The sequence below is a fragment of the Rhodothermales bacterium genome (assembly GCA_017643395.1).
In the GTDB taxonomy this organism is placed as follows: domain Bacteria; phylum Bacteroidota; class Rhodothermia; order Rhodothermales; family UBA10348; genus JABDJZ01.
On the sequence record JAEPNP010000001.1, the window covers coordinates 1,148,956 to 1,169,748 of the forward strand.

The following is a 20,793-nucleotide window of genomic DNA, read 5'->3' on the forward strand; positions in this document are numbered from 1 at the left end:
GATGCCACGGGCAAGCAGTACGCTCTATGCCTCTGAACAGAAAACTGCGCTACGGGATGGTCGGTGGCGGCCCAGGCGCCTTCATCGGCGCGGTGCACCGCATGGCGGCCGCTCTGGACGGCGAGATGGAGCTCGTTGCCGGGGCCTTTTCGTCCAACCCCGAGAAGTCGCAGGCTCAGGGCAAGGCTCTTCACCTGGATCCGTCCCGGGTCTACGGGACCTTCGCCGAGATGGCGAAGCAGGAAGCGGCTCGTGATGACGGCATCGACTTTGTCTCCATCGTGACACCAAACCACGTGCACTTCCCGGCGGCGAAAGCATTCATAGAAGCCGGCATTCATGTGGTCTGTGACAAGCCCATGACGAACACGCTCGAGGACGCGGAGGAACTCTGCCGACTGGTGGCGAAGCATCGTGTCGTGTTTGCCCTGACCCACAACTACACCGGCTACCCGATGGTCAAGCAGGCCAGGGCGATGGTTGCCGATGGCTCGCTGGGCACGCTGCGCAAAGTGGTCGTCGAGTATCCGCAAGGGTGGCTCTCCGAGCTCATCGAAGCCGAAGGGCAAAAGCAGGCCGCCTGGCGCACGGACCCGACGCGAGCGGGTGTTTCTTCCGCCATGGGCGACATAGGCTCGCACGCCGAGAACCTGGCGCGCTACATCACAGGCCTGGACATGGCCGAGATGCATGCGGATCTCGGCACGGTGGTCGAGGGCAGGCTGCTTGAGGACGACGGCAACGTGCTGGTACACTATGACCAGGGCGTGCGGGGCATTCTTTACGCGTCGCAGATCTCCGTGGGCGAAGAAAACAACCTGCGCATTCGGGTCTACGGATCGAAGGCTTCGCTGGAATGGAAGCAGGAGCACCCCAACTGGCTCCATGTGCGCTATCAGGACCGTCCCGAAGAAGTCTTCAAGCGCGGCAATCCGTACCTGAGCGAAAGTGCCGCACACGCTACCCGCATCCCCTCGGGCCATCCGGAAGCGTTTCTGGAAGCATTCGCCAACATCTACCGGAACGCCGGTCGCACGATCGCGGCCCGCATAGCCGGTGAAGAACCAAACCCGCTGGACCTGGACTTCCCGACCGTGCAGGACGGGGCCCGCGGCGTGCATTTCATCCACACGGCCGTGAAGAGCAGTCGCGAGCGCGCCTGGGTCGACGCGTCCTACAGTCCTCCCGCCTGATGGCCCGTCCTGTCACTCTGTTCACCGGCCAATGGGCCGATCTACCGCTGGAAACGCTGGCCGCCAAGGCCTCCCAATTCGGTTACGACGGGCTGGAGTTGGCCTGTTGGGGCGATCACTTCGATGTCCAGCGTGCCCTGCAGGACGAGGCCTACTGCAGAGGCCGACATGAGCTGCTGGCTGATCACGGCCTGAAAGTGTGGGCCGTTTCAAATCACCTGGTCGGGCAGGCCGTCTGTGATCTCATCGACGAACGGCACCAAAGCATCCTGCCGCCCGACGTCTGGGGGGACGGGGATCCGGAGTCCGTTCGGCAGCGCGCGGCAAAGCGCATGCAGGACACGGCCCGAGCAGCCGCCAGATTGGGAGTCGGCGTGGTAAACGGCTTTACCGGCTCCAGCATCTGGCATCTGCTCTATTCGTTCCCCCCGGTCACCCCGGCCATGATTGAAGAGGGCTTCGCCGATTTCGCGAGGCGCTGGAATCCAATCCTGGATGTCTTCGACGAGGTGGGCGTGCGCTTCGGGCTCGAAGTCCACCCCACGGAGATTGCCTTCGACATCGGCAGCGCGGAGCGCGCGCTGGCCGCACTCGACCACCGGGAGGCGTTCGGTTTCAACTACGATCCCAGTCACTTCGGCTATCAGGGCGTGGACTATGTGGGTTTCATCCACCGGTTCGCTGACCGGATTTACCACGCGCACATGAAAGACGTGTGGTGGAGCCCGAACCACGCCGAGGTCGGTGTCTTCGGGGGCCACACGGATTTTGGAGACCGCAGGCGATTCTGGGATTTCCGATCGCTGGGACGAGGCTCGATCGACTTTGAAGAGGTGATTCGGGCACTCAACCGGGCCGGCTACGACGGCCCGCTCTCGGTGGAATGGGAGGACTCGGGCATGGACCGGGAGCACGGTGCCGCAGAGGCTTGCGACTTTGTGCGCGCCGTCGACTTCCCGGCATCAGAGATCGCGTTCGACGCAGCCTTCGCCGAGGAGTAGCCATGGAAGCTCCAAGACGGACCGAGGTTGCGCGCTTTTCTGAACTGGAAGACCGACAGCCCGCCTATGCATTGGTTGCAGGAGTGGATCTGGTCGTGACCCGCTTTGACGATGAGGTCTCCGTGTTGTACGGGCGCTGTCTGCATCGGGGGGCCTTGCTCTCTGACGGATACGTGGACGGCGACAACCTCATCTGTGGGCTGCACAACTGGGACTACCGGTTGGCGACGGGTGTGTCGGAGTACAACAACGAAGAGGCTCTGCGGCGATTCTCGACAGTGATCGAGAACGATGTGGTCTACGTAGACGAAGCCGAAATTGAGGCGTGGCGGGTTGACCATCCCCAGCCTTTCGACAGGGATGCGTATCTGGGTCTCTATCAGGATCCCCACGGCGCGCCGGAGGAACCGTTCAATCGTCACATTCAGACGCTGGCGCGGGACGGGCTGTCGAAAACTGGCCACCACGGACCGGTCTCGGCGATGGGTGTGCCGCTTACCGAGCTGCCCCGCTGGTCCGACATCCAGATCCTGACCGGGCAGTTGGCCCGTCGGCCCCTGTTGGACCATGCGGACGTCGGCACGGAAACCGTTATTGGGCCTGGTGCCGCAAAACCGTTGCGGCTGGGCATTCCGCTGTTCGTCTCGGACATGAGTTTCGGCGCGCTTAGCGAGGAGGCCAAAGTGGCGCTGTCCCGCGGCGCTGAGCTTGCCGGCACGGGTATCTGTTCGGGCGAGGGAGGCATGCTGCCGGAGGAGCAGGCGGCAAACAATCGCTACTTCTACGAACTCGCCTCCGGGAAATTCGGCTGGGACCTCGCCAAGGTCGCCCGATGCCAGGCCTTCCATTTCAAGGGCGGGCAGGGCGCCAAAACCGGTACGGGCGGCCACCTTCCAGGTGAGAAGGTCGTGGGCAAGATCGCGGAGGTGCGCGGCCTCGACCCCGGCCAGCCGGCGGTAAGTCCGGCCGTGTTTCCTGATCTGGAGACCGTGGAGGACTTCAAGTCGGTTGCGGCCGACGTACGGCGGGTCTCGGGCGGAATCCCGGTAGGCTTCAAGTTGTCCGCGCAGCACATTGAGGATGACATCGACTTTGCCCTGGAGGCCGGGGCGGACTATATCATCCTGGACGGCCGCGGTGGTGGCACGGGGGCCGCGCCCGAGGTGTTCAAGCAAAACATCTCGGTCCCGACGATTCCGGCCCTGGCCCGGGCACGCCGTCATCTGGACGTGCGAGGGGCCGACCAGGTGTCCCTGATCATCACCGGGGGTCTGCGAACCGAGGCCGACTTTGTGAAGGCGCTCGCGCTGGGGGCGGACGCGGTGGCAATCTCCAACGCGGCGCTCCAGGCGATAGGCTGCCTCGGTATGCGAGCCTGTCACACGAACAACTGCCCGGTAGGCATCGCGACGCAAAAGGATCATCTCAGGCAGCGGCTCGAGGTCGTGAAGTCAGCCCATCGTCTGAAGAACTGGTTCGACGCGACGGTTTCGCTCATGCAGGTACTGGCCCGCGCCTGCGGTCATGACCATCTGGGCAAATTCACCGGGGCCGATCTGTCCACGTGGAGTCGGGACATGGCTGCCCTTTCCGGAGTGCGCTTTGCCGGCGTAGGAAAGGCGTAGGAGCGCTCCCGGTCACCGCAATGTGACCTGGGTGCCGTCGGGCAGCCGGATCGTCGCTTCCAGAAACGCTTCCGAAGACGGTTCGACCGGTGGCGCGATATCGATGCGGTGGAGCGCTTCGCGCAAGACGTCCGGATTCGGGTGCCCCAGACGCAACGCCTGCAGTTCTCCTGCAGGAGGAGCATCGGCCCCAGGGTGGCGGGAGTCACCCCAGTCGATCAGGAACGGAACGCTGCCACCCATGCGGTCGGCGAAAATGTCGGTCATGGACCAAACGAGCTCACTGCCGTCGGGCCGCTGACGGCGCCCTGTTTGTGTCTCGCCCAGCGGCACTACGCTGCCATGGGCGTCTTCGACGAGTTGGTCTGATGCCACGCACCACGAGGCGATGCCCGGGCGGTGCCAGCGGTCCGTTAGCCGCCCACGCTGCGGCGCGGCCAGATCCGGATCAGGCGCGATCACCTCGAAATAACAGGTGTCACCCAGGCTGAGCAACGCATTGTGGGTGCCGAACGCCGGGTGACGTCCGCCCACCCTCGGTTTGCACCCGAGGAGCTCTGCGACGCGCGACGATCCTGACTTCAGGTTCGGGGCAAAGAATATCAGGTGGTCGACCCGAAGCACTGTCAGGGCATGAAGGTGGTGATCCGCCTCCTGAACTCCCGCCGACACGCCAAAGCCGCCGTACAGCGCCCGGGCCCGCAGCCAGAGCCGGATGGCCGCACGCACTTGTCCGCAAGCCGCCTGAATGATCGCCCCGGCCCGCAATGCGTTTGCGTGGTCGGGCGATCCTGGGTCGTGGTCGTCGTACAGCTGCAGCGCCTCTTCCGAAGGCGTTCTCGCAGCGTCCGGATTCTCGTCCGCGAGCGCCTGCGCATGGTGCCGAAGGGCATGCGCGACCGCGGTTGGTTGACCGTGTCGACGGGCTTCGCGAACGGCCTCCTCCGCCAGCCTCAACCGCTCGCGACTCCGGCCTTCGTCTTCAGCCAGATGCGCTTGCCGTGTGATGACTGCGGAAAGCAGTGGAGAATCGTCGCGGCGCCCCAACGTCTCCGCCTGTTTCAGGAGCTCCCCGGCAAGCGGGGTATTCCCCTCCCTCCTGGCCGCCCATGCGGCTTCCATCAGTTCCCTGATTTTCATCGCGGCGTCAGTCGAATCTCCGAACGAACGGACCTGGCCAGGAAGCACGCCGCATGACTACGATGGTGGAGGTCGTCTATTTCGCGCGAGGAAGGCTGCGTGCCTTCGAACCGAACGAGCGGTCGCAGCTCCACGCGACTCATCCACATCCCCTCGGGGCCATTCTCCATGGTGCCACGGGCGTCATCGGTGTAGCTCTCGACCGTCCAGCCGTCCCGAGCCGCAAAGGAGAGAAAGAAGAGCATGTGGCAGCTTGCCAGAGAGGCCACGAATGCCTCTTCGGGATCGACGGCCGCCGGATCCGACATGGGGAATGGCACGATGTGCGGAGAGGCAGACGCGGGCACCGTTTGTCCGCCATCAAAGCGCCAGGTGTGTGCCCGGCTGTACCGGTTATCCGCGAATGATTCCCCCTTGCGTTCCCAGTGTACTTCGGCCCCGTATGTGGCCATGTCAATTCCCGTCTGCTTCACTTGGGCTGTGTTACGGACGATAATACCTTTGGAACTTATGTGGCTACTTCCCGCGTTGGAGGGCGCCATTTCGGGGTGTAGCGCAGCCCGGTAGCGCGCTTCGTTCGGGACGAAGAGGTCGTGGGTTCAAATCCCGCCACCCCGACACCTGAGACTCGGTCTCGCAAAAAACGCCGACGGATGTGATCCGCCGGCGTTTTTCAGTTTCCTGCCTATCGCATGGAGAATGTTTGCTCAGGCCGGAGTCTGAATATGGTCAACTCGGGTCGGGTGAACAGCCTCACAGGGAGGTTGCTGAACCCGATGCCGCGGTTCACATACAGGTTGTTGCCTTCGGGGGTCTGCTCCTCTGATGCCCATCCGTCTGCAACCACCTCTTCCTTTCCGACAATGTCCAGCCAGCTGGTGGACTTCAACATCGGCAGGCGTATCTGCCCCCCGTGCGTGTGGCCGGCCAGGGCCAGTGGCGCTGTACCCGCGGGCACGTCTTCAAATGCCTCGGCATTGTGCATCAATACGATGCGTGGAGCTCCCTCGGGCACCTGCTCCAGGGCCGTGGCCGGGTGCGCATGATGCGCCCACACTGAGCCGATGCCGACCACATACAGCGGGGACGAGTCCTCAATGGCCACCCGGGCCGCCTGATTCTTGAGCACCTGGATACCCTCTTGCTCAAGGACCTGCTCCAGGTAGCCGGCCAGATCCGGGCGTGCGTCACTCTTCTCCTTCATCAGCGAGTAGTCATGATTGCCGAGAACCGCGAACGTCTGCACTCCGGCCTCCGGCAGCGGCTTCACCAGCTCGACGGCCTCGAGTATCCTGCTGGAGTCGGGCCGATACATGAAGTCTCCGGCGATGAGCGCGACCTCCACGTCGCGGTCGATGATCTCTCGGACCGCCTTGCTCACCATGCCCTTGTTGTCCAGCCACATGCCTACCTGGAAATCAGCGAGCAGGGCCACCTCCTGACCTTCCCAGTCCTGCGTCAGGCCGGGTAACGGCGCATCGAACTCATTAACGTCCAACAGATAGCGCGGCTCGATGATACCTGCCCACACAACGAGCAGGACGGCCAGGGCCGCGACAGCCTGGCCGGTAGTCCTGAATACAGACATACCAAATCTCCGAATACTTGAACCTTGTGGGCTCCTCCCGTGCGCTGATCTATAGCGCCCTGATTCCGAAAACATGGAATCGGAAGAGCATATACCCACTATTTATAGGCATATACACCAGAAAAGGTCCCGAGAGGTTCGCTACGCCTCTACGGTCTCAAACAACGGCCCACAAGCCAGAGCAATCTGCTCCACGTGCCGGCAGTCCGTGCCACAGCACCCGCCGAACACCGTAAGTCCAGGCAGTCTGCGCTTGAGCGCCGCGTGCTCCACCGCCAGCACGGCCGGGTTTCCGGTGTCCAAACGATCGGCGGCATTCAGTTCGGCGTGGCTCCGCATCGAGGCGTTGGCCCGCACTCCCTTCAATCGACTGGTCCATGGCTTTGCCACATCCAGTACGAACTCGAAGTGGGTCGGGTGTGCGCAGTTGATCATGTAGTACTCCGGCCAGTTTCGGGTCGCCGCGTCCACCTCGGCCACGGCCTCTTCCAGGGACTGCCCAGTCGGCAGCCTGCCGTTGGTCTCCACGGTAAATGCGAGGGCGATGGGCATGTTGGCCTTCCGGGCGGCGCGTGCCATGCCGATGGCCTCTTCGCTGTAGGCGATCGTGAGGGCGCAGACCATGTCCACGTCTGTTTCGGCCAATACGTCGATCTGCCAACTGTGGTAGGCCTCGGCAGCCGCGGGCGTCATGGTCTCTCCGGGATCGTACCCGTCAGCCCGGGGCCCGATGCACCCACTGAGCACTACCGGCAGTTCCTGCGGCATGCTCTCCCTGATTTCGACCAGCAGTTCGACGGCTTTTCGGTTCGCTTGGGCGAGCTCGGCCTCCGAGTACCCAAGGCGCGCGCCCCAGTCGGGATTGGCTCGCCAGGTGGCTGACTCCAGAATCAGTCCCGTGCGCAGTCGGGTTGCGATGCCGGCATAGCCGCGGAAGTAGCGTTCCAGCGCTGCGGTTCCTTCCGCGGTTTTGAGCAGGTCGAAGGCCGCGAAGTGCGGCAACTCGAGCCCGTCATGGAAGATGAGCGTGGTCTCGATGCCACCGTCGGTGAGGAACAGTCGCTCACCATGCTGCGGTAGCGCGTGCCGATAGCGGGGCATGGTCACCTCCAGGGAGGTCGGGTGGGACCTGAATGTACGACACCTCGTGGCGCATCGGACATTCCGCACGCCTTGCCCTGCTCCACAAACTGCGACGACCGGCAGTCAATTTTGCTATAGCAGGGCGTTGACACACATATCTCACACATGTTATTGTATGTGTCCCACCTGCCCCAACGGGGCACAACACCCTATTCGTGGTCGGCTGTCTCACCATCAAGCAGTATCCCGCCTGGGCACTTTCCCTGGTCAAACGCTGTGACCCCACACGTGCCCTGATGGTGCAGGAAGACGCGCACATCATCGCCGTAAATCGGCATGCGGTGCGGGCCGGAATCGAAACGGGCATGACAGCGGCCCGGGCGCGCTCGCTGTGCCCGGAGGCACTTCTTCTGATTCGCGATGCGGTCTCCGAATACTGCGCGTGGGAGTACGTGGTCGAACACCTGCACCGCACCACGCCGTTCCTGGAAAGCAGTCAGCCGGTGGCGTGGTTCTCTGCGCGTCCCCGAGAGGTACGAGACACCGCACGGCATCTGCGAGCCTGTGTCGGGTTTGCACCCGACCGATCCACGGCCCACCTGGCTGCGGTGCGGTCCAATCCCGGAGGCACGACAGTCGTGCGGCCCGAAGAGATGGAAGCGTTTCTGGATGCGTTCCCATCCCCTCTCTTGCTTGATGCCGGGTTCAGTGAGGACCTGGTTGACGGGCTTGAGCTGCTGGGATGCAGCACACTCGGTCCGGCACGCAAACTCAACAGCAGGCAGCTGAAGTTGGCGTTCGGCAAGGAAGGCGTTGCCCTCTACCCGCTCCTGCACCCCGGGGTATCCGGGCGCATCGGGGTCTACCACCCCCCTCCCTCCATCCGCAGCCACTTCGAATTGGAGGCCCCCTGCAGCCAGCCGGGGGACCTGATGCCCATCGTTTGTCAACTCAATGAGCGTGCGGCCCTGGCCATGAATGACCAGTTTGCCGGCCAGGTGCGCATCATCCTCCGGCCCGAGGGACGCGACCCGGTACACGGGTCCAGGGTGTTGCCACACCCAACCAGCCGAGCGGATACGCTGGAGCGGTATGGACTCCGCCTGGCCGGTGAGATGCTGCAGTCCCTGCATGTAGAGGCACGAAAGGCCCAGAGTCGCCCGATCGACATCGACCGGATAGACTATGTGTTGGCTAGCCTGATGACGGGCGACCTGGTGCAGGCGTCGCTGTTTGGTGAGCGGCTTCGCAAGGTGACGAGCGCCGTCGGTGAGGTGCATCGACGCTACCCAAACAGCATCAAGCGTGGGCTTGTACGCGCGGGAGCGCACTTTCATGAGGACCGGATCAGCCTGAGGACCTGGGAAGCCAGCGACACTTCCGGAAGTGCAAGGAGCACTGGAAGAGGATGAAGCGCCGGACTGTACCTGTCGAAATCTGGTTTGATGGAAACCAGCCGGTCATCCTGCAGCGGGAAGGATGGGCAGAGCCGGTACACGAAGTCATCGAGCGCTGGGATGTACGCGGAAGGTGGTGGTCACAGGACACCCAACGTCACTACATGACCGTGCGTACCCAGCGAGGTACGTTTGAGGTTTGTGGTGACCGTCGCACGCAGAAATGGGCGATTACAGGCACTTTTGACTGATGTTTGCCCATCTGCATACCCGAAGCTGGTTTTCCTTCCAGGCAGCTGGGTCATCACCGGAAGCGTTGCCGGAAGCGGCAATCGCCCAAGGTGTCGGAGCGGTCGCGCTGACCGAACGACACGGGGTTTACGGCGTCGTACGTTTCCAGCGTGCCTGCCAGGAACTGGGCATACAGCACATTTTCGGAGCCGAGGTGCCGGTCGATGGCCGCGATCTCGTACTGCTGGCACAGAACAGGGAAGGCTACGCCAATATCTGCTGGTTGCTCACGCAGGCGCATCTGCGCTCGCGGGAAGAGCCGAGCGCCACCCTGGACGAGTTGGCCGAGCACTGCAGTGACGTCTTCTGCCTCACGGGCACGGAAGCGGGACCTCTGTACCCCCTGATCGACGCATTCCAGCCCCGTGAGGCCGCACAGTGGGTACACACTCTGCATGACCTGTTTGGCGAGCGGCTTTCAATCGAGGTCACGCACCAGCGGAGAAAGGGAGATGACCGCCGCCTTGCCCACCTCCTGCAGCTGGCCCGTCAGACCGGTGTGCCCCCGGTGGCCACGGGCGATGTACGCTATGCCGTACCCGGCGACTACTGGCGCTATGACCTGCTGACATGCGCACGGCACGGCATCACGGTGTTTGACGACCACCCCGACCGGCCATGCAATGCCATGGCCTATCTGCAGCCGGAAGCGGAGTTGAAGCGCAGGGGCCTGCCGGCGGCGGCCATCCATCGGGCTGGAGAGATCGGGCAGATGTGCAAGGTGGACCTGATACCCGGACACATCATCCCGCCCGGCACCCGCCTTCCGGCCGGCAAAACGTCGGTGGAGGTCTTTCGGGAGCACGTGTTTGCGGCATTCGATCTGAAGTACCCACCCGGTTCTGTGCATCGGGAGGCGGCCGAAGAGCGCCTGGCAAAGGAGGTGGGTGTCATCAGCGGGCTGGACGTGCAGGAGTTTTTCCTGGTTGTGCATGAAGTGGTAGAGGAGGCGCGTCGGCGCGGTATTCGCTGCCTGGGGCGCGGATCTGCCGCAAACTCCATCGTCACCTATCTGCTGGGTATCACTGTGGTATGCCCCATCGAACACAACCTGCTGTTCGAGCGCTTCTTGCACCGGGGCAGGAAGGGCACGCCGGACATCGACCTCGACTTCGACTCCAGCAGGCGACTCGAGATCGTGGAGTGGATGGAGGAGCGGTTCGGTGTGAACCACACAGGCATGGCGGCGACAATAGACCGCTATCTGACCAAGTCAGCTGTTCAGGATACCGCCAAAGCGCTCGGCTGGCCGGCAGAAATGGCCATCCAGATGTCCAAGGGGTGCGGGTACGGGCCTCCGGATGACGAGCATAACGCGGCCCATATTCGTAGCGTGGCCGGCGGGGATTCGCCGCTCGTGGAGACGCTGATCAAGGCATCAGCCAACCTGGTAGGCTGTCCGCGGCATCTGGGTCAGCACTCGGGTGGTATGGTGCTTACCCGGGACGCCATGCGCTACTTCACACCGCTTCAGGTGTCGGCGAACGGTGTGCGTGTGGTACAGTTTGACAAGGACGACCTGGAGTGGCTGGGGCTCGTCAAGCTGGATGTGCTGGGACTGCGCATGCTGGGAACGGTATCAGAGGCCACGGTGGTCGTGAATGACATGCGGCCTGCGGATGACCCGGTGGTGCTGGATGAGTTGCCGCTGAACGATCCCGACGTCTACGACATGATCTGTGAGGGTGATGTACTCGGGCTCTTCCAGATCGAATCGCCGGCTCAAATGAGCGCAGGCTCGCGCATCCAGTCACGCAGCATGCAGGATCTGATCAAGCAGATCTCGCTGGTGCGCCCAGGCCCTATTCAGGGGGGACTGATGCATCCGTTCATTCGGCGACACCGGGGTCTTGAGAAGGTGCGCTACGACCATCCGATCCTGGAACGCATTCTGGAGGACACGTACGGGGTGATCATCTTCCAGGAGCAGGTTCTGGAAGTGGTGCACCAGTTTGCGGGATGGGACCTGGATCGGGCCGACTCCTTTCGCCGGCTGATGTCCAAATTCCGCGACCCGGTGGAGATGGAGTCGATGCGGGACGGCTTTGTGCAATCGGCCATGGAAACGAATGATGTGCCGGAGCCGGTGGCGAACCGCGTGTTCGACCAGGTCTCCAAGTTCGTCGGCTATGGCTTCTGTCGGTCTCACGCAGCGTCATTTGCGCTGACGGTCTACCACAGTGCCTATCTGAAACGGCATCATCCCGAGGCCTTCTTTGCCGGCCTGATGCAGCACAGGCCGGGCATGTATGCCCAGATGACGCTGGAACAGGATGCGCGGCGACATGGCGTGCTCGTACTGGTGCCGGACATCAATGCGTCCGGGCTGCGCTTCCAGCTGGAACGGGTGGAGGGCAGATTGGCGATTCGCAAGCCGTTGACCTCCGTCAAGGGCGTACAGGAAACGCTGGCACAGGTCACGGTACTGGAGCGCGAAATGGGGGCGTTCTCCTCCATCGAAGACTTCTTCCACCGGGTGCCGGTGGACGAGAAGCAGCTCACCGCGCTGGTGCAGTCCGGGGCTTTTGACCTGTTGGAGGGCTCAAACCGCACGGCCTTGTTCAAGATGAAGGTGCTGCTTGAGCAGTACGAGGAGGGAGGAGGCACCGAGCAGATGACGCTGCTGGACACGACGTCATTGCGTGCGGCCGACATTCCCGCACTGCCGGGCATTACGCTCAGAACCCGCCTGGAGTGGGACCTGAAAACGCACAGCGGGCCGCGGGTGCACCCTATGGTGGTGATCCGGAGAAGCCTGCGGTACAACGAGATTCGCTCGATCGAATTCGTGAAGCAGTTTGGTACCACACTGCCCTATGACGAACACAAGCCGCCGGTGGTGACCATTGCCGGACTGGTAATGTTCAGACAGCGTCCGGGTACTGCCAAGGGGACCATGTTCCTGTTTCTGGAAGACGAGTCGGCACACATACAGTGTATCTGCAGGCCTGATGTGCGGGCGCGGTTTGAGGAGGAACTGCGGCAGAGTGCGCTCATCGTCAAGGGCAGGGTGCAGGTCACCGGACCCTGGCGGGGCATCATGGTCGATGAGGTTGTGACTCTCGGTGGGGTGATCGGAGGCTACAAGGGCCAGCACGGCGGTCCGACGTACGGCCGGGAGCATAGGGTGACCGCCTTTGGCGAGCGGGCCGAACGATCGGATGCGAGGGTGGTGGAGGTGCGTGACGACGCGGGTTAAGAGCACGAGTAGTCAGAGGACACGAGACGCGGCTTAACGGTGTTAATGGCCTCCATCGGCTCGGATTCACAGTCTTTCAATAGCGAACGGGGACCTCATGGCCGCGATATACCGTTGGCTGACTTCGACCCCCCCGTTCCTAGAACTATAGTTTTTTTAGTTATGAAACGGGTACCCTATTTCTTTACAGTAGTTGGCCTGTCTCTGAGTCTGACCGCGTGTGAAATCGAACGCGGCCAGATGGACGGAGACGACGAATTGGAGACGTACGTCGTAGCCGACGCCGATCTTCAGCAGTTTCGGAGCGACATTCGTTCCGAGCTGAGCGAACTCGAAGGTGAGATTGACGAGCTCGAGGCGCGCGCAGCCCAGGCGGGCGACGAAATGCGCGAGGCCTACAATGAGCAGGTGGCTGAGCTTCGCGAGGAGTACCGCGAGGCCGCGGCACGACTGGATCGCGTCGAAGCCGAGTCCGAGCAGGAATGGAATGAATTCCAGTCCGACGTGAGGGCAACAGTGCGTGAGGTGGATGACGCAATCGATCATGCACAGATCGAGTTTGCCGAAGACATGAACGAGCTTCAGGCTGTGGCAGCCGCCCAGCTCGATGAACTCGACCGGGACATCGAAGCGCTCGAAGCGCGCGCCGACCAGGAAGCCCGCGAAGCCGTAGCCGAACTGCGGGAAGAGCGAGCAGAGCTGGCCAGCAACCTCGAGCAGCTCGGAAACGCTACGGCTGAGGAGTTCCGTGAGGCGCGTGCGGAGGTAGCCGAGGGATTCAACAACCTCTGGTCAAGTCTGCGCGACATTGACGTACCGCACGTGCATGTGACCGTGCACGACGCCTGATCGGCGATAGTCGATCGGTCAAACCAGTCATTCGGGCCGGGAGCGCTGCTTCCGGCCCGTTTTTTTGGGTAGATGCATGCAATGTCGATCAGTGATATATTATCCGTACACAAACGACCAGGACCATGCATTGGGAAGGGGTTTTCCCGGCCGTAACCACCAAGTTCACCGACACGCTTGCGATCGACACGCACTGGATGCGCATCAATCTGGAAGCACAGCTGGATGCCGGGGCAACAGGGATCATCGTATCCGGCTCGCTGGGGGAGGCATCAACGCTGAGCATGGATGACAAGGAAGCGCTGGTGAACATGACCGTGGAGATCGTAGAGGGGCGGGCGCCCGTGGTCTGTGGCGTGGCCCAGCGCACGACAGCGGATGCCTGTCGCATGGCCGAGCGGGTGGCCCGCGCGGGAGGAAGCGGCTTGATGCTTCTCCCACCGATGCTCTACACGAGTGATCGGAGGGAAACGGTCACCTTCCTGCGCGCAGTTGCCAACGCGACGGACCTGCCGATCATGCTCTACAACAATCCTGTGGCGTACAACGTGGACGTGACGCCCTCGATGCTGCAGGAGCTGGCTGACGAGCCAAAGTTCGAGGCGATCAAGGAGTCCAGCGACGACGTGAGGCGGATCACGGACATCATCAATCTCGTCGGCGACCGTTACCGCATCTTTACCGGCGTCGACAACATTGCACTTGAGGCCTTGATGCTGGGCGCCGTTGGCTGGGTGGCAGGACTCGTCTGCGCATTCCCCCGAGAAACCGTCGCGATCTTCCGGTTGGCCAAAGCGGGCCGATTTGACGAAGCGGTGGCGCTTTACCGGTGGTTCATGCCGCTATTGCACCTCGACGTGAATACAAAGCTGGTACAGAACATCAAGCTCGCGGAGGCCATGGTAGGACTCGGCACGGAAACCGTGCGCCCGCCGAGACTCCCCCTGGTCGGCGAAGAACGAGAGGCCGTGATGGCCACCATCCAGAGAGCGCTGGACACAAGACCGGCCGAGGCCGTACAGGCCGTGCTGGCGTAACCAGATCCTCGAACGGTGGTACCGCAAACCCAACCCACGCTCGCCGAGGCCGCCTACGGGCGCATCGAGCACCTGATCGCTACTCTGGAACTCGGGCCAGGTAATGTGTTCTCCGAGGCCGATCTCTGCGCCCTGCTGGAGCTGGGGAGAACGCCGGTCCGTGAAGCGCTGCAGCGTCTGGCTTCTCAGGGACTCATCCGGGTCATGCCACGTCGGGGGATGATGGTCGCCCCCGTGGATCTGCGGGACATGCTGGCGATCATCGAAACCAGAAAAGCATTGGACCGGCTCGTGGCCCGAGGGGTCGCGGAGAGGGCGTCCGGGCCACAGCGCGCACGAATCAGGGCCGCGCTGCAGGATCTTGCCGGGGAGGGCTCGACGTTCATGGAAGCAGACGGACGCCTGGACGAGGCCATCTGGACTGCTGCACCGAATCAGTTCGCGGTGCAGGCTGTTCGCCCCCTTCACACACATTGCAGACGCCTCTGGTATCGCTACCATGAAGCGGAGGACGCTGCCCGCTCGGCGGAACTGCACAAGGCAGTAGTGCACGCTATCCTGGAGGGCGACGGCCTCGCGGCCGAGCAGCGCTCGGACAAACTCATGGACTATCTGGCCCTGTTTACCAAACACATCCTGATTTCCGCCTGATATGGCCACTACGATCACTCTGCAAGGCTGCAACCTTATCGGCGATGCGGATTCCTCGGAGGGACGCGCCGCGATTGCCGGCGTGAATCCAAAGGACGGACGTCCACTCGCGCCCTTCTTTCATGAAGCGACCCAACAGGAAATATCCCGGGCTGTCCACCTCGCCAGGGAGGCCTTCGAGTCCGATTCCGGTCGTGGCCCGGGCGATCGCGCAGATCTCCTGGAGGCCATCGCCGACGAGATCGAGGGATTGGGAGACGTGCTCGTAGATCGTGTTCAGCTGGAGACCGGGCTTCCCGAAGGAAGGGTGAGGGGTGAGCGCGGGCGCACATGCGGCCAGCTGCGGATGTTCGCGGGCCTGCTCCGCGAGGGATCCTGGCAAGACGCACGCATCGAAACAGCGCTCCCCGACAGGAGCCCGATGCCGAGACCGGATATCCGGACCATTTCGGTCCCACTGGGCCCCGTGGCGGTTTTTGGGGCGTCCAACTTTCCGCTCGCGTTTTCGGTAGCGGGGGGAGACACGGCATCCGCGCTCGCGGCGGGATGTCCGGTGGTATGCAAGGCGCATCCGGCCCATCCGGGCACGTCCGAGCTGGTGGGACGCGCCGTCAATCAGGCGGTGAGGCGAACCGGGTTCCACGCGGGCACTTTCTCCCTGCTGCATGGAGCCGGGGCCGAAGTCGGCCAGCAGCTGGTCAATCACCAGCAGATCGCAGCGGTCGGGTTCACGGGTTCGCTGGCGGCAGGCAGATCCCTGTTCGACGCGGCCAACTCACGGCCGCATCCCATCCCGGTTTACGCGGAAATGGGAAGTGTCAATCCGGTTTTTGTGATGGCCGGGGCCCTGCAGGAACGAGGGGGAGAGATTGCAGATGGCCTGGCCGGGTCGGTCACACTGGGCAGTGGGCAGTTTTGCACGAACCCGGGCCTGGTCTTCGTCGAGCAGTCCCCCATGCGGGAAAGCTTTGTCAATGCACTCAGGACCTCACTGGAACAGGCAGGTCCGCAAATCATGCTCCATGCCGGCCTCGCGTCCGGCTACGCCCATGGCGTGCAGAAACTGGGCGACACAGCCGGTGTCACTGGAGGCTCGCGGGCCAACCCTGGCGGGGACGGCGCCGCCGTCGCGACTCCCGCGCTCTTCCTAGCCGATCTCGAGACGTTCAAGAGCAATCCCCACCTGCATGAGGAAGTGTTTGGCCCTTCGACCGTGGTGGTGCTGTGTGACGCCGGCAAGTTGGCTGACGCCGCCGGGCTGCTGGACGGCAATCTGACCGGGACCATTCATTGCGACTCCGGTGATGATGCCGGCGCGTTGATGACAACCCTGTCCAGGCGAGTTGGCCGGGTGATCTTCAACGGATTTCCCACCGGCGTCGAAGTGTGCCACGCCATGCATCACGGAGGGCCCTACCCGGCCACGACTGCACCGTCAACCACCTCAGTGGGCACCGCGGCGGTTCGGCGGTGGGTGCGACCCGTGTGTTTTCAGAACAGCCCCGATGAATTGCTCCCGGAGGATCTCAGGGACGAGAACCCGAGGGGCATCCTCCGTCTGGTAAACGGTGAGTACTCCCGGGACGCCATCGCACACTCGGAAACGGTCGGCTGATGGCGCGTCACACGTTCTTCTGTGTGGATGCCCACACCTGCGGCAACCCGGTGCGGCTTGTCGCTGGTGGGGGTCCGTCACTGGAGGGCACGACCATGCTGGAGCGCCGGGCACACTTTCTGGAGCACCACGACTGGGTTCGCCAGAGCCTGATGTTCGAGCCCCGGGGGCACGACATGATGTCTGGCTCGATCCTGTATCCGCCCACTCGGGAGGATTGTGATGTGGGCGTCTTGTTCATAGAGACCTCCGGATGCCTGCCCATGTGTGGTCATGGCACCATCGGCACGGTGACGATCGCGCTCGAACACGGCTTGATCTCGCCGTCCGACCCCAATCTGGTCCGGCTGGATACCCCGGCCGGTCGCGTGGACGCCCATGTGTACAGAGACGGAGACCGAGTTACGTCCGTACGCCTTGTCAACGTGCCGTCTTTCCTGGCGGCGGAGGGCCTTGAAGTGGAGTGCCCGGACCTCGGCCGGCTTACGGTCGACGTCGCCTATGGAGGCAACTTCTATGCGATCGTCGACCCACAGGAGAACTATCGCGACCTCTCAGACCACTCGGCCACGGACCTCGTGCGCTGGAGCCCGGTAGTGCGAAGGCGACTGAATGAACGCTACACCTTCCGGCATCCTGAGGACCCTCGCATCGGCGGCCTGTCCCACATGCTCTGGACAGGTGCCCCCGGCCAGGACGGGTCACACGCACGAAATGCCGTCTTCTATGGCGAAAAGGCCATCGATCGCTCGCCATGTGGCACCGGGACGAGTGCCCGTATGGCGCAGTGGGCTGCGCAAGGCAAGCTCGCGGTGGGGGACGCCTTCGTGCATGAGAGCATCATCGGAAGCCGTTTCACAGGCCGCGTGGAAAGCGAGACCCGAGTCGGCGATCGTGCTGCCATCGTGCCGAGCATTGAGGGTTGGGCACGCATCACCGGGATCAATACGATCATGGTCGATGACGACGACCCCTTCGCACACGGATTCACAGTCCGATGAGTACGTCGAGTAGCGACGTCGTCATTGTGGGAGGGGGCGTAGTGGGGCTTTGCGTAGCCCTGAGCCTGCAACGCATGGGGCGATCGGTGACCGTGATCTCCAAGGAGGCTGCCGGTCAGGGTGCCTCCGCCGGCAATGCGGGCATGATCGTTCCCAGCCATGTAGTACCCCTCTCCGCGCCTGGCGTCATCGCGCAGGGCCTGCGGTGGATGACTCGTCGCGACGCGCCATTCCATATAAAACCTTCCGCCCTGCCCGGCATGGCGCCGTGGTTGTGGCAGTTTCGCAAGCACTGTACGGCCGCTCACGTAGCCGCGTCCGTGCCCGTCCTCCGGGATTTCAGCCTTGAGGGTGTCGAGGGGTTCCGGCGCCTGGCAGCGCACGAAAACGACTTTGCCTGGAAGCAGACGGGGTTGCTGATGGTGTATCGCACGCCGCAACTGGCAGAATCGCTGCGACACGAAGCGAAGGTCGCGGAAAAAGCAGGTCTGCGCGTACAGGTACTCGACGCTGCCGGCACCGCCGCCCAGGTCCCCAGGCTGCAATCGCAGGCGCTTGGTGCCTTGCTGTTTGAGGACGATGGACGGGTGGACCCGGACGCCCTTCTCGCGAGCCTGCAACGGCGCATCGAGGCGGGCGGCGGTACAGTGCGATACGGGCTGCGGGTCCAGAGCCTGGGGCCGAGGGAGGTCGTCACGGAGCGGGGTACCCTTACGGCGCACGATGTCGTCGTGGCGGCCGGTGCCTGGTCCGGCAGGTTGCATCGAAGTCTGAAAGTGCAGCCGGCGAAGGGGTACAGTGTGACAGTGCGGGGGGAAGGCCCGCAGATTCCCATGATTCTGATGGAAGAGCGGGTCACCATCACGGCGTTGCCCGGCCGCATGCGCTATGGAGGCACGCTATCCCTCTCCGGGTTTGACGGCAGCGTGGATCGGCGCCGCGTGGCGCCGATCCTGCGCGAAGCAGCACGCTATCACGGCGAGCAGGCCGTGCAGGCTCCGGACATCTGGACGGGATTCCGGCCGGCGTCGCCGGACGGACTGCCGTTCGTAGGCCGACTGGCACCCGGGCTCTGGGCTGCGACAGGCCACGGCATGATGGGGGTGTCGCTCGCACCGGCCACAGGTCGCTTGCTGTCGGAGCTGATGTCGGGTTCGACCCCGTTCATGGATCCGGCGCCCTTCGATCCGTTGCGCTTTACGCGCCGGCGGGACTGAGCGCGGCGGTCACACGACGGCGGCGTACATCTCGTCGATCAGGCCCGCGTGGTGGGCTTCAATGGCTTTGCGCCGCAATTTGAGGGTCGGTGTCATCATTCCGTTGTCGACCGAGAAGGCCTCCGACACCAGCCGGAAGTCACGGATTTTCTCGGGAGCGGCGGCCTCGCGCGAATAGGAACGGAACGCCGCTTTCAGGGCGGTCTGCAATTCCTCCTCGCCCCCGGCGAGCGAGACGGCATCTTCGCTGGGCACCACCAGGGCGGTCAGAAACTCTCGACCCTCTCCGACGACCATGATCTGGTCGATGAGCGGCTCGGTCTTGAACAGCTCCTCGATGGGACCGGGGTAGATGTTCTTTCCGCCCTTGGACACAATCATGTGCTTGATGCGGTCGGTAATGCGCAGGTATCCGTTCTCAAACCGCCCCACATCGCCCGTATGATACCATCCATTGTCGTCGATGGACTCTCGGGTGGCCTGATCGTTCTGCCAGTAGCCCTGCATGATATTGGGACCCTTGGCCACGATCTCACCGGGCTCGGAACTGAGCGATGTCGGGTAGTCCTCGCCGGAGATCTGCGCCATGATCTCGCCGGACTCCAGGTTCATGATGCCAACGGTAACCCGGTCGATGACATGCCCGACAGTGCCGTAGCGAGGTCCGGCGATGGGGTTGATCGTCAGGACCGGCGAGGTTTCGGTCAGCCCGTACCCCTCGATGATCGTGACACCGGCGGCCTGAAAGAACTCACCGACCGCGGCCGGCAGCGCGGCGCCGCCTGAGACGGCAAAACGCAGGTTGCCGCCCAGCTTCTCGTGCAGCTTGGAGAAGACCAGTTTGTCGGCCACGCCCTTCTTCCACTGGGTGACCATACCGGCGCCTCCGTTGGTCATGGCGTGTGCATACGCCTTGCCGGCATCCACGGACCAGTAGAAGATCTTCTTCTTGATGCTGGAGCCTTCTTCTACCGATTTGGCGATGACGTTGTAGACCCGTTCGAACAGTCGCGGCACCGAGATCATGACCGTCGGTTTGACCGTCATCAGGTCGCGATTGACCGTATCGATGCTCTGCGCGTACGTGATGCGCGCGCCACATGCCAGCACGCACAGGTATCCGGCCATGCGCTCAAACGAGTGGCAGAGCGGCAGGAAGGAGAGGTGGTGATCGGTCTCATCAAACGGAACCCTGGAAAGGGCGGCCTGCGCATTGGTGCAGAAGTTCTCGTGAGAGAGCCGCACCCCCTTGGGATTGCCGGTCGTGCCGCTGGTGTAGATGAGTGCTGAGATGTCCGAGGGGGTGACGGCTTTGCCGAAAGCGCGGATCTCATCCTCATGCGCCTCCCAGGCCGTGGCACCGGCCTCCATACAGTCTGCCCAGGCATGCACGTAGCCGGGATGTTCCTTGCGCATTTCGGACATGGTCACAATCGTGTCCAGGTCCGGACAATCGTCAAAGATGGCCTCGGCCTTCTTCAGCTGAATACCGGTCGAAACCACGAATACCTTCGCCGCGGAATCCTTCACGATATACCCGGCCTGCGAGGCCGGCAGCGACGTATACAGCGAGACGTTGATCGCCCCCAGGTACTGCGTGGCCAGGTCCGTCACCGCCCATTCCGGGCGGTTTTCTGACAGGATGGCTACCCGGTCCCCCGGCCGGACCCCGACCGAGTACAGGTAGCCGGCCATGGCACGTACCTGACCCCGGAAGCCGTCCCAATCGATGTCGATCCACTGGCCGGCGGGCCGATCGTAGTACGAGAGAGCGGGGCGGCTTTGACCTTCATAGCGATCAAAGAGCCCATCGAACAATTGGGGGACAGTTTCGAAAGAGACGACTGCCGGCATGGGTGCATTCGGTAGGTGGGACCGGAAAAGCTACACGAAGGGGCCTCGGGCT

At 63.0% G+C, this 20,793-nt stretch carries 17 protein-coding genes and 1 tRNA gene; 13 read left to right on the plus strand and 5 right to left on the minus strand.

Annotated elements, in window-relative coordinates:
- Window positions 1-26 precede the first annotated feature (26 nt).
- The 3 genes from JJ896_04580 to JJ896_04590 are packed head-to-tail and all read left to right on the plus strand — an operon-like array spanning window position 27 to window position 3,819.
- Window positions 27-1,193, plus strand: coding sequence for a Gfo/Idh/MocA family oxidoreductase (locus tag JJ896_04580; protein ID MBO6778909.1), 1,167 nt, complete (start codon window positions 27-29; stop codon window positions 1,191-1,193).
- Window positions 1,193-2,194 carry a sugar phosphate isomerase/epimerase gene (locus JJ896_04585; GenBank protein ID MBO6778910.1) on the plus strand — a complete coding sequence of 334 codons (1,002 nt, stop codon included), beginning with the start codon at window positions 1,193-1,195 and terminating at the stop codon, window positions 2,192-2,194. The genes JJ896_04580 and JJ896_04585 overlap by 1 nt, the downstream gene beginning before the upstream one ends.
- A gap of 2 nt (window positions 2,195-2,196) precedes the next feature.
- Window positions 2,197-3,819 carry a Rieske 2Fe-2S domain-containing protein gene (locus JJ896_04590; protein ID MBO6778911.1) on the plus strand — a complete coding sequence of 541 codons (1,623 nt, stop codon included), beginning with the start codon at window positions 2,197-2,199 and terminating at the stop codon, window positions 3,817-3,819.
- 12 nt (window positions 3,820-3,831) lie between these two features.
- On the opposite strand, the gene JJ896_04595 is transcribed toward JJ896_04590, so the two are convergent.
- Window positions 3,832-4,959 carry a VOC family protein gene (locus JJ896_04595; protein ID MBO6778912.1) on the minus strand — a complete coding sequence of 376 codons (1,128 nt, stop codon included), beginning with the start codon at window positions 4,957-4,959 and terminating at the stop codon, window positions 3,832-3,834.
- Window positions 4,956-5,411, minus strand: coding sequence for an OsmC family protein (locus JJ896_04600; GenBank protein ID MBO6778913.1), 456 nt, complete (start codon window positions 5,409-5,411; stop codon window positions 4,956-4,958). Before JJ896_04600 ends, JJ896_04595 begins: the two co-directional genes overlap by 4 nt.
- Window positions 5,412-5,503: 92 nt before the next feature.
- On the opposite strand from JJ896_04600, the gene JJ896_04605 reads away from it, so the two are divergent.
- Window positions 5,504-5,577, plus strand: a tRNA-Pro gene (locus JJ896_04605).
- A gap of 67 nt (window positions 5,578-5,644) precedes the next feature.
- Here the strand turns inward: JJ896_04605 and JJ896_04610 are convergent.
- Both JJ896_04610 and JJ896_04615 read right to left on the minus strand, forming a co-directional pair.
- Window positions 5,645-6,547 (minus strand): metallophosphoesterase, encoded by a 903-nt coding sequence (locus tag JJ896_04610; GenBank protein MBO6778914.1) that lies wholly within the window; start codon window positions 6,545-6,547, stop codon window positions 5,645-5,647.
- Between the two features lie 141 nt (window positions 6,548-6,688).
- Window positions 6,689-7,648: a homocysteine S-methyltransferase family protein gene (locus tag JJ896_04615; protein MBO6778915.1), complete on the minus strand. Its 960-nt coding sequence runs from the start codon at window positions 7,646-7,648 to the stop codon at window positions 6,689-6,691.
- Between the two features lie 197 nt (window positions 7,649-7,845).
- Here JJ896_04615 and JJ896_04620 point away from each other — a divergent pair, with 197 nt between their 5' ends.
- The 9 genes from JJ896_04620 (at window position 7,846) to JJ896_04660 (ending at window position 18,887) form a co-directional block, all read left to right on the plus strand.
- The gene (locus JJ896_04620; protein ID MBO6778916.1) at window positions 7,846-9,042 is read left to right on the plus strand and encodes a hypothetical protein; all 1,197 of its coding nucleotides are present in this window, start codon (window positions 7,846-7,848) and stop codon (window positions 9,040-9,042) included.
- Window positions 9,039-9,278, plus strand: coding sequence for a hypothetical protein (locus tag JJ896_04625; GenBank protein ID MBO6778917.1), 240 nt, complete (start codon window positions 9,039-9,041; stop codon window positions 9,276-9,278). The genes JJ896_04620 and JJ896_04625 overlap by 4 nt, the downstream gene beginning before the upstream one ends.
- A complete protein-coding gene (locus JJ896_04630; GenBank protein MBO6778918.1) occupies window positions 9,278-12,517 on the plus strand; it encodes a DNA polymerase III subunit alpha in 3,240 nt (1,079 codons plus the stop codon). Before JJ896_04625 ends, JJ896_04630 begins: the two co-directional genes overlap by 1 nt.
- Before the next feature lie 162 nt (window positions 12,518-12,679).
- Complete coding sequence (locus JJ896_04635) at window positions 12,680-13,366, plus strand: hypothetical protein (GenBank protein MBO6778919.1); 687 nt, start codon at window positions 12,680-12,682, stop codon at window positions 13,364-13,366.
- A 125-nt stretch (window positions 13,367-13,491) separates the two neighbouring features.
- Window positions 13,492-14,403 (plus strand): dihydrodipicolinate synthase family protein, encoded by a 912-nt coding sequence (locus JJ896_04640; protein ID MBO6778920.1) that lies wholly within the window; start codon window positions 13,492-13,494, stop codon window positions 14,401-14,403.
- 15 nt (window positions 14,404-14,418) lie between these two features.
- Window positions 14,419-15,054 (plus strand): GntR family transcriptional regulator, encoded by a 636-nt coding sequence (locus tag JJ896_04645; GenBank protein MBO6778921.1) that lies wholly within the window; start codon window positions 14,419-14,421, stop codon window positions 15,052-15,054.
- A gap of 1 nt (window position 15,055) precedes the next feature.
- Window positions 15,056-16,669, plus strand: coding sequence for an aldehyde dehydrogenase (NADP(+)) (locus tag JJ896_04650; protein ID MBO6778922.1), 1,614 nt, complete (start codon window positions 15,056-15,058; stop codon window positions 16,667-16,669).
- A complete protein-coding gene (locus JJ896_04655; GenBank protein ID MBO6778923.1) occupies window positions 16,669-17,670 on the plus strand; it encodes a 4-hydroxyproline epimerase in 1,002 nt (333 codons plus the stop codon). Before JJ896_04650 ends, JJ896_04655 begins: the two co-directional genes overlap by 1 nt.
- A complete protein-coding gene (locus tag JJ896_04660) occupies window positions 17,667-18,887 on the plus strand; it encodes an FAD-dependent oxidoreductase (protein ID MBO6778924.1) in 1,221 nt (406 codons plus the stop codon). The genes JJ896_04655 and JJ896_04660 overlap by 4 nt, the downstream gene beginning before the upstream one ends.
- A 9-nt stretch (window positions 18,888-18,896) precedes the next feature.
- Here JJ896_04660 and JJ896_04665 read toward each other — a convergent pair whose 3' ends face one another.
- A complete protein-coding gene (locus tag JJ896_04665) occupies window positions 18,897-20,741 on the minus strand; it encodes a long-chain fatty acid--CoA ligase (GenBank protein MBO6778925.1) in 1,845 nt (614 codons plus the stop codon).
- Window positions 20,742-20,793: the final 52 nt, after the last annotated feature.

Bases quoted from the DNA above. Each gene is read 5' to 3' on its own strand.
- JJ896_04615 (MBO6778915.1), bottom strand. From the start codon at position 7,648: ATGCCCCGCTATCGGCACGCGCTACCGCAGCATGGTGAGCGACTGTTC.
- JJ896_04580 (MBO6778909.1), top strand. From the start codon at position 27: ATGCCTCTGAACAGAAAACTGCGCTACGGGATGGTCGGTGGCGGCCCA.
- JJ896_04590 (MBO6778911.1), top strand. From the start codon at position 2,197: ATGGAAGCTCCAAGACGGACCGAGGTTGCGCGCTTTTCTGAACTGGAA.
- JJ896_04600 (MBO6778913.1), bottom strand. From the start codon at position 5,411: ATGGCCACATACGGGGCCGAAGTACACTGGGAACGCAAGGGGGAATCA.
- JJ896_04635 (MBO6778919.1), top strand. From the start codon at position 12,680: ATGAAACGGGTACCCTATTTCTTTACAGTAGTTGGCCTGTCTCTGAGT.
- JJ896_04665 (MBO6778925.1), bottom strand. From the start codon at position 20,741: ATGCCGGCAGTCGTCTCTTTCGAAACTGTCCCCCAATTGTTCGATGGG.
- JJ896_04650 (MBO6778922.1), top strand. From the start codon at position 15,056: ATGGCCACTACGATCACTCTGCAAGGCTGCAACCTTATCGGCGATGCG.
- JJ896_04655 (MBO6778923.1), top strand. From the start codon at position 16,669: ATGGCGCGTCACACGTTCTTCTGTGTGGATGCCCACACCTGCGGCAAC.
- JJ896_04630 (MBO6778918.1), top strand. From the start codon at position 9,278: ATGTTTGCCCATCTGCATACCCGAAGCTGGTTTTCCTTCCAGGCAGCT.
- JJ896_04660 (MBO6778924.1), top strand. From the start codon at position 17,667: ATGAGTACGTCGAGTAGCGACGTCGTCATTGTGGGAGGGGGCGTAGTG.
- JJ896_04640 (MBO6778920.1), top strand. From the start codon at position 13,492: ATGCATTGGGAAGGGGTTTTCCCGGCCGTAACCACCAAGTTCACCGAC.
- JJ896_04595 (MBO6778912.1), bottom strand. From the start codon at position 4,959: ATGAAAATCAGGGAACTGATGGAAGCCGCATGGGCGGCCAGGAGGGAG.
- JJ896_04625 (MBO6778917.1), top strand. From the start codon at position 9,039: ATGAAGCGCCGGACTGTACCTGTCGAAATCTGGTTTGATGGAAACCAG.
- JJ896_04585 (MBO6778910.1), top strand. From the start codon at position 1,193: ATGGCCCGTCCTGTCACTCTGTTCACCGGCCAATGGGCCGATCTACCG.
- JJ896_04610 (MBO6778914.1), bottom strand. From the start codon at position 6,547: ATGTCTGTATTCAGGACTACCGGCCAGGCTGTCGCGGCCCTGGCCGTC.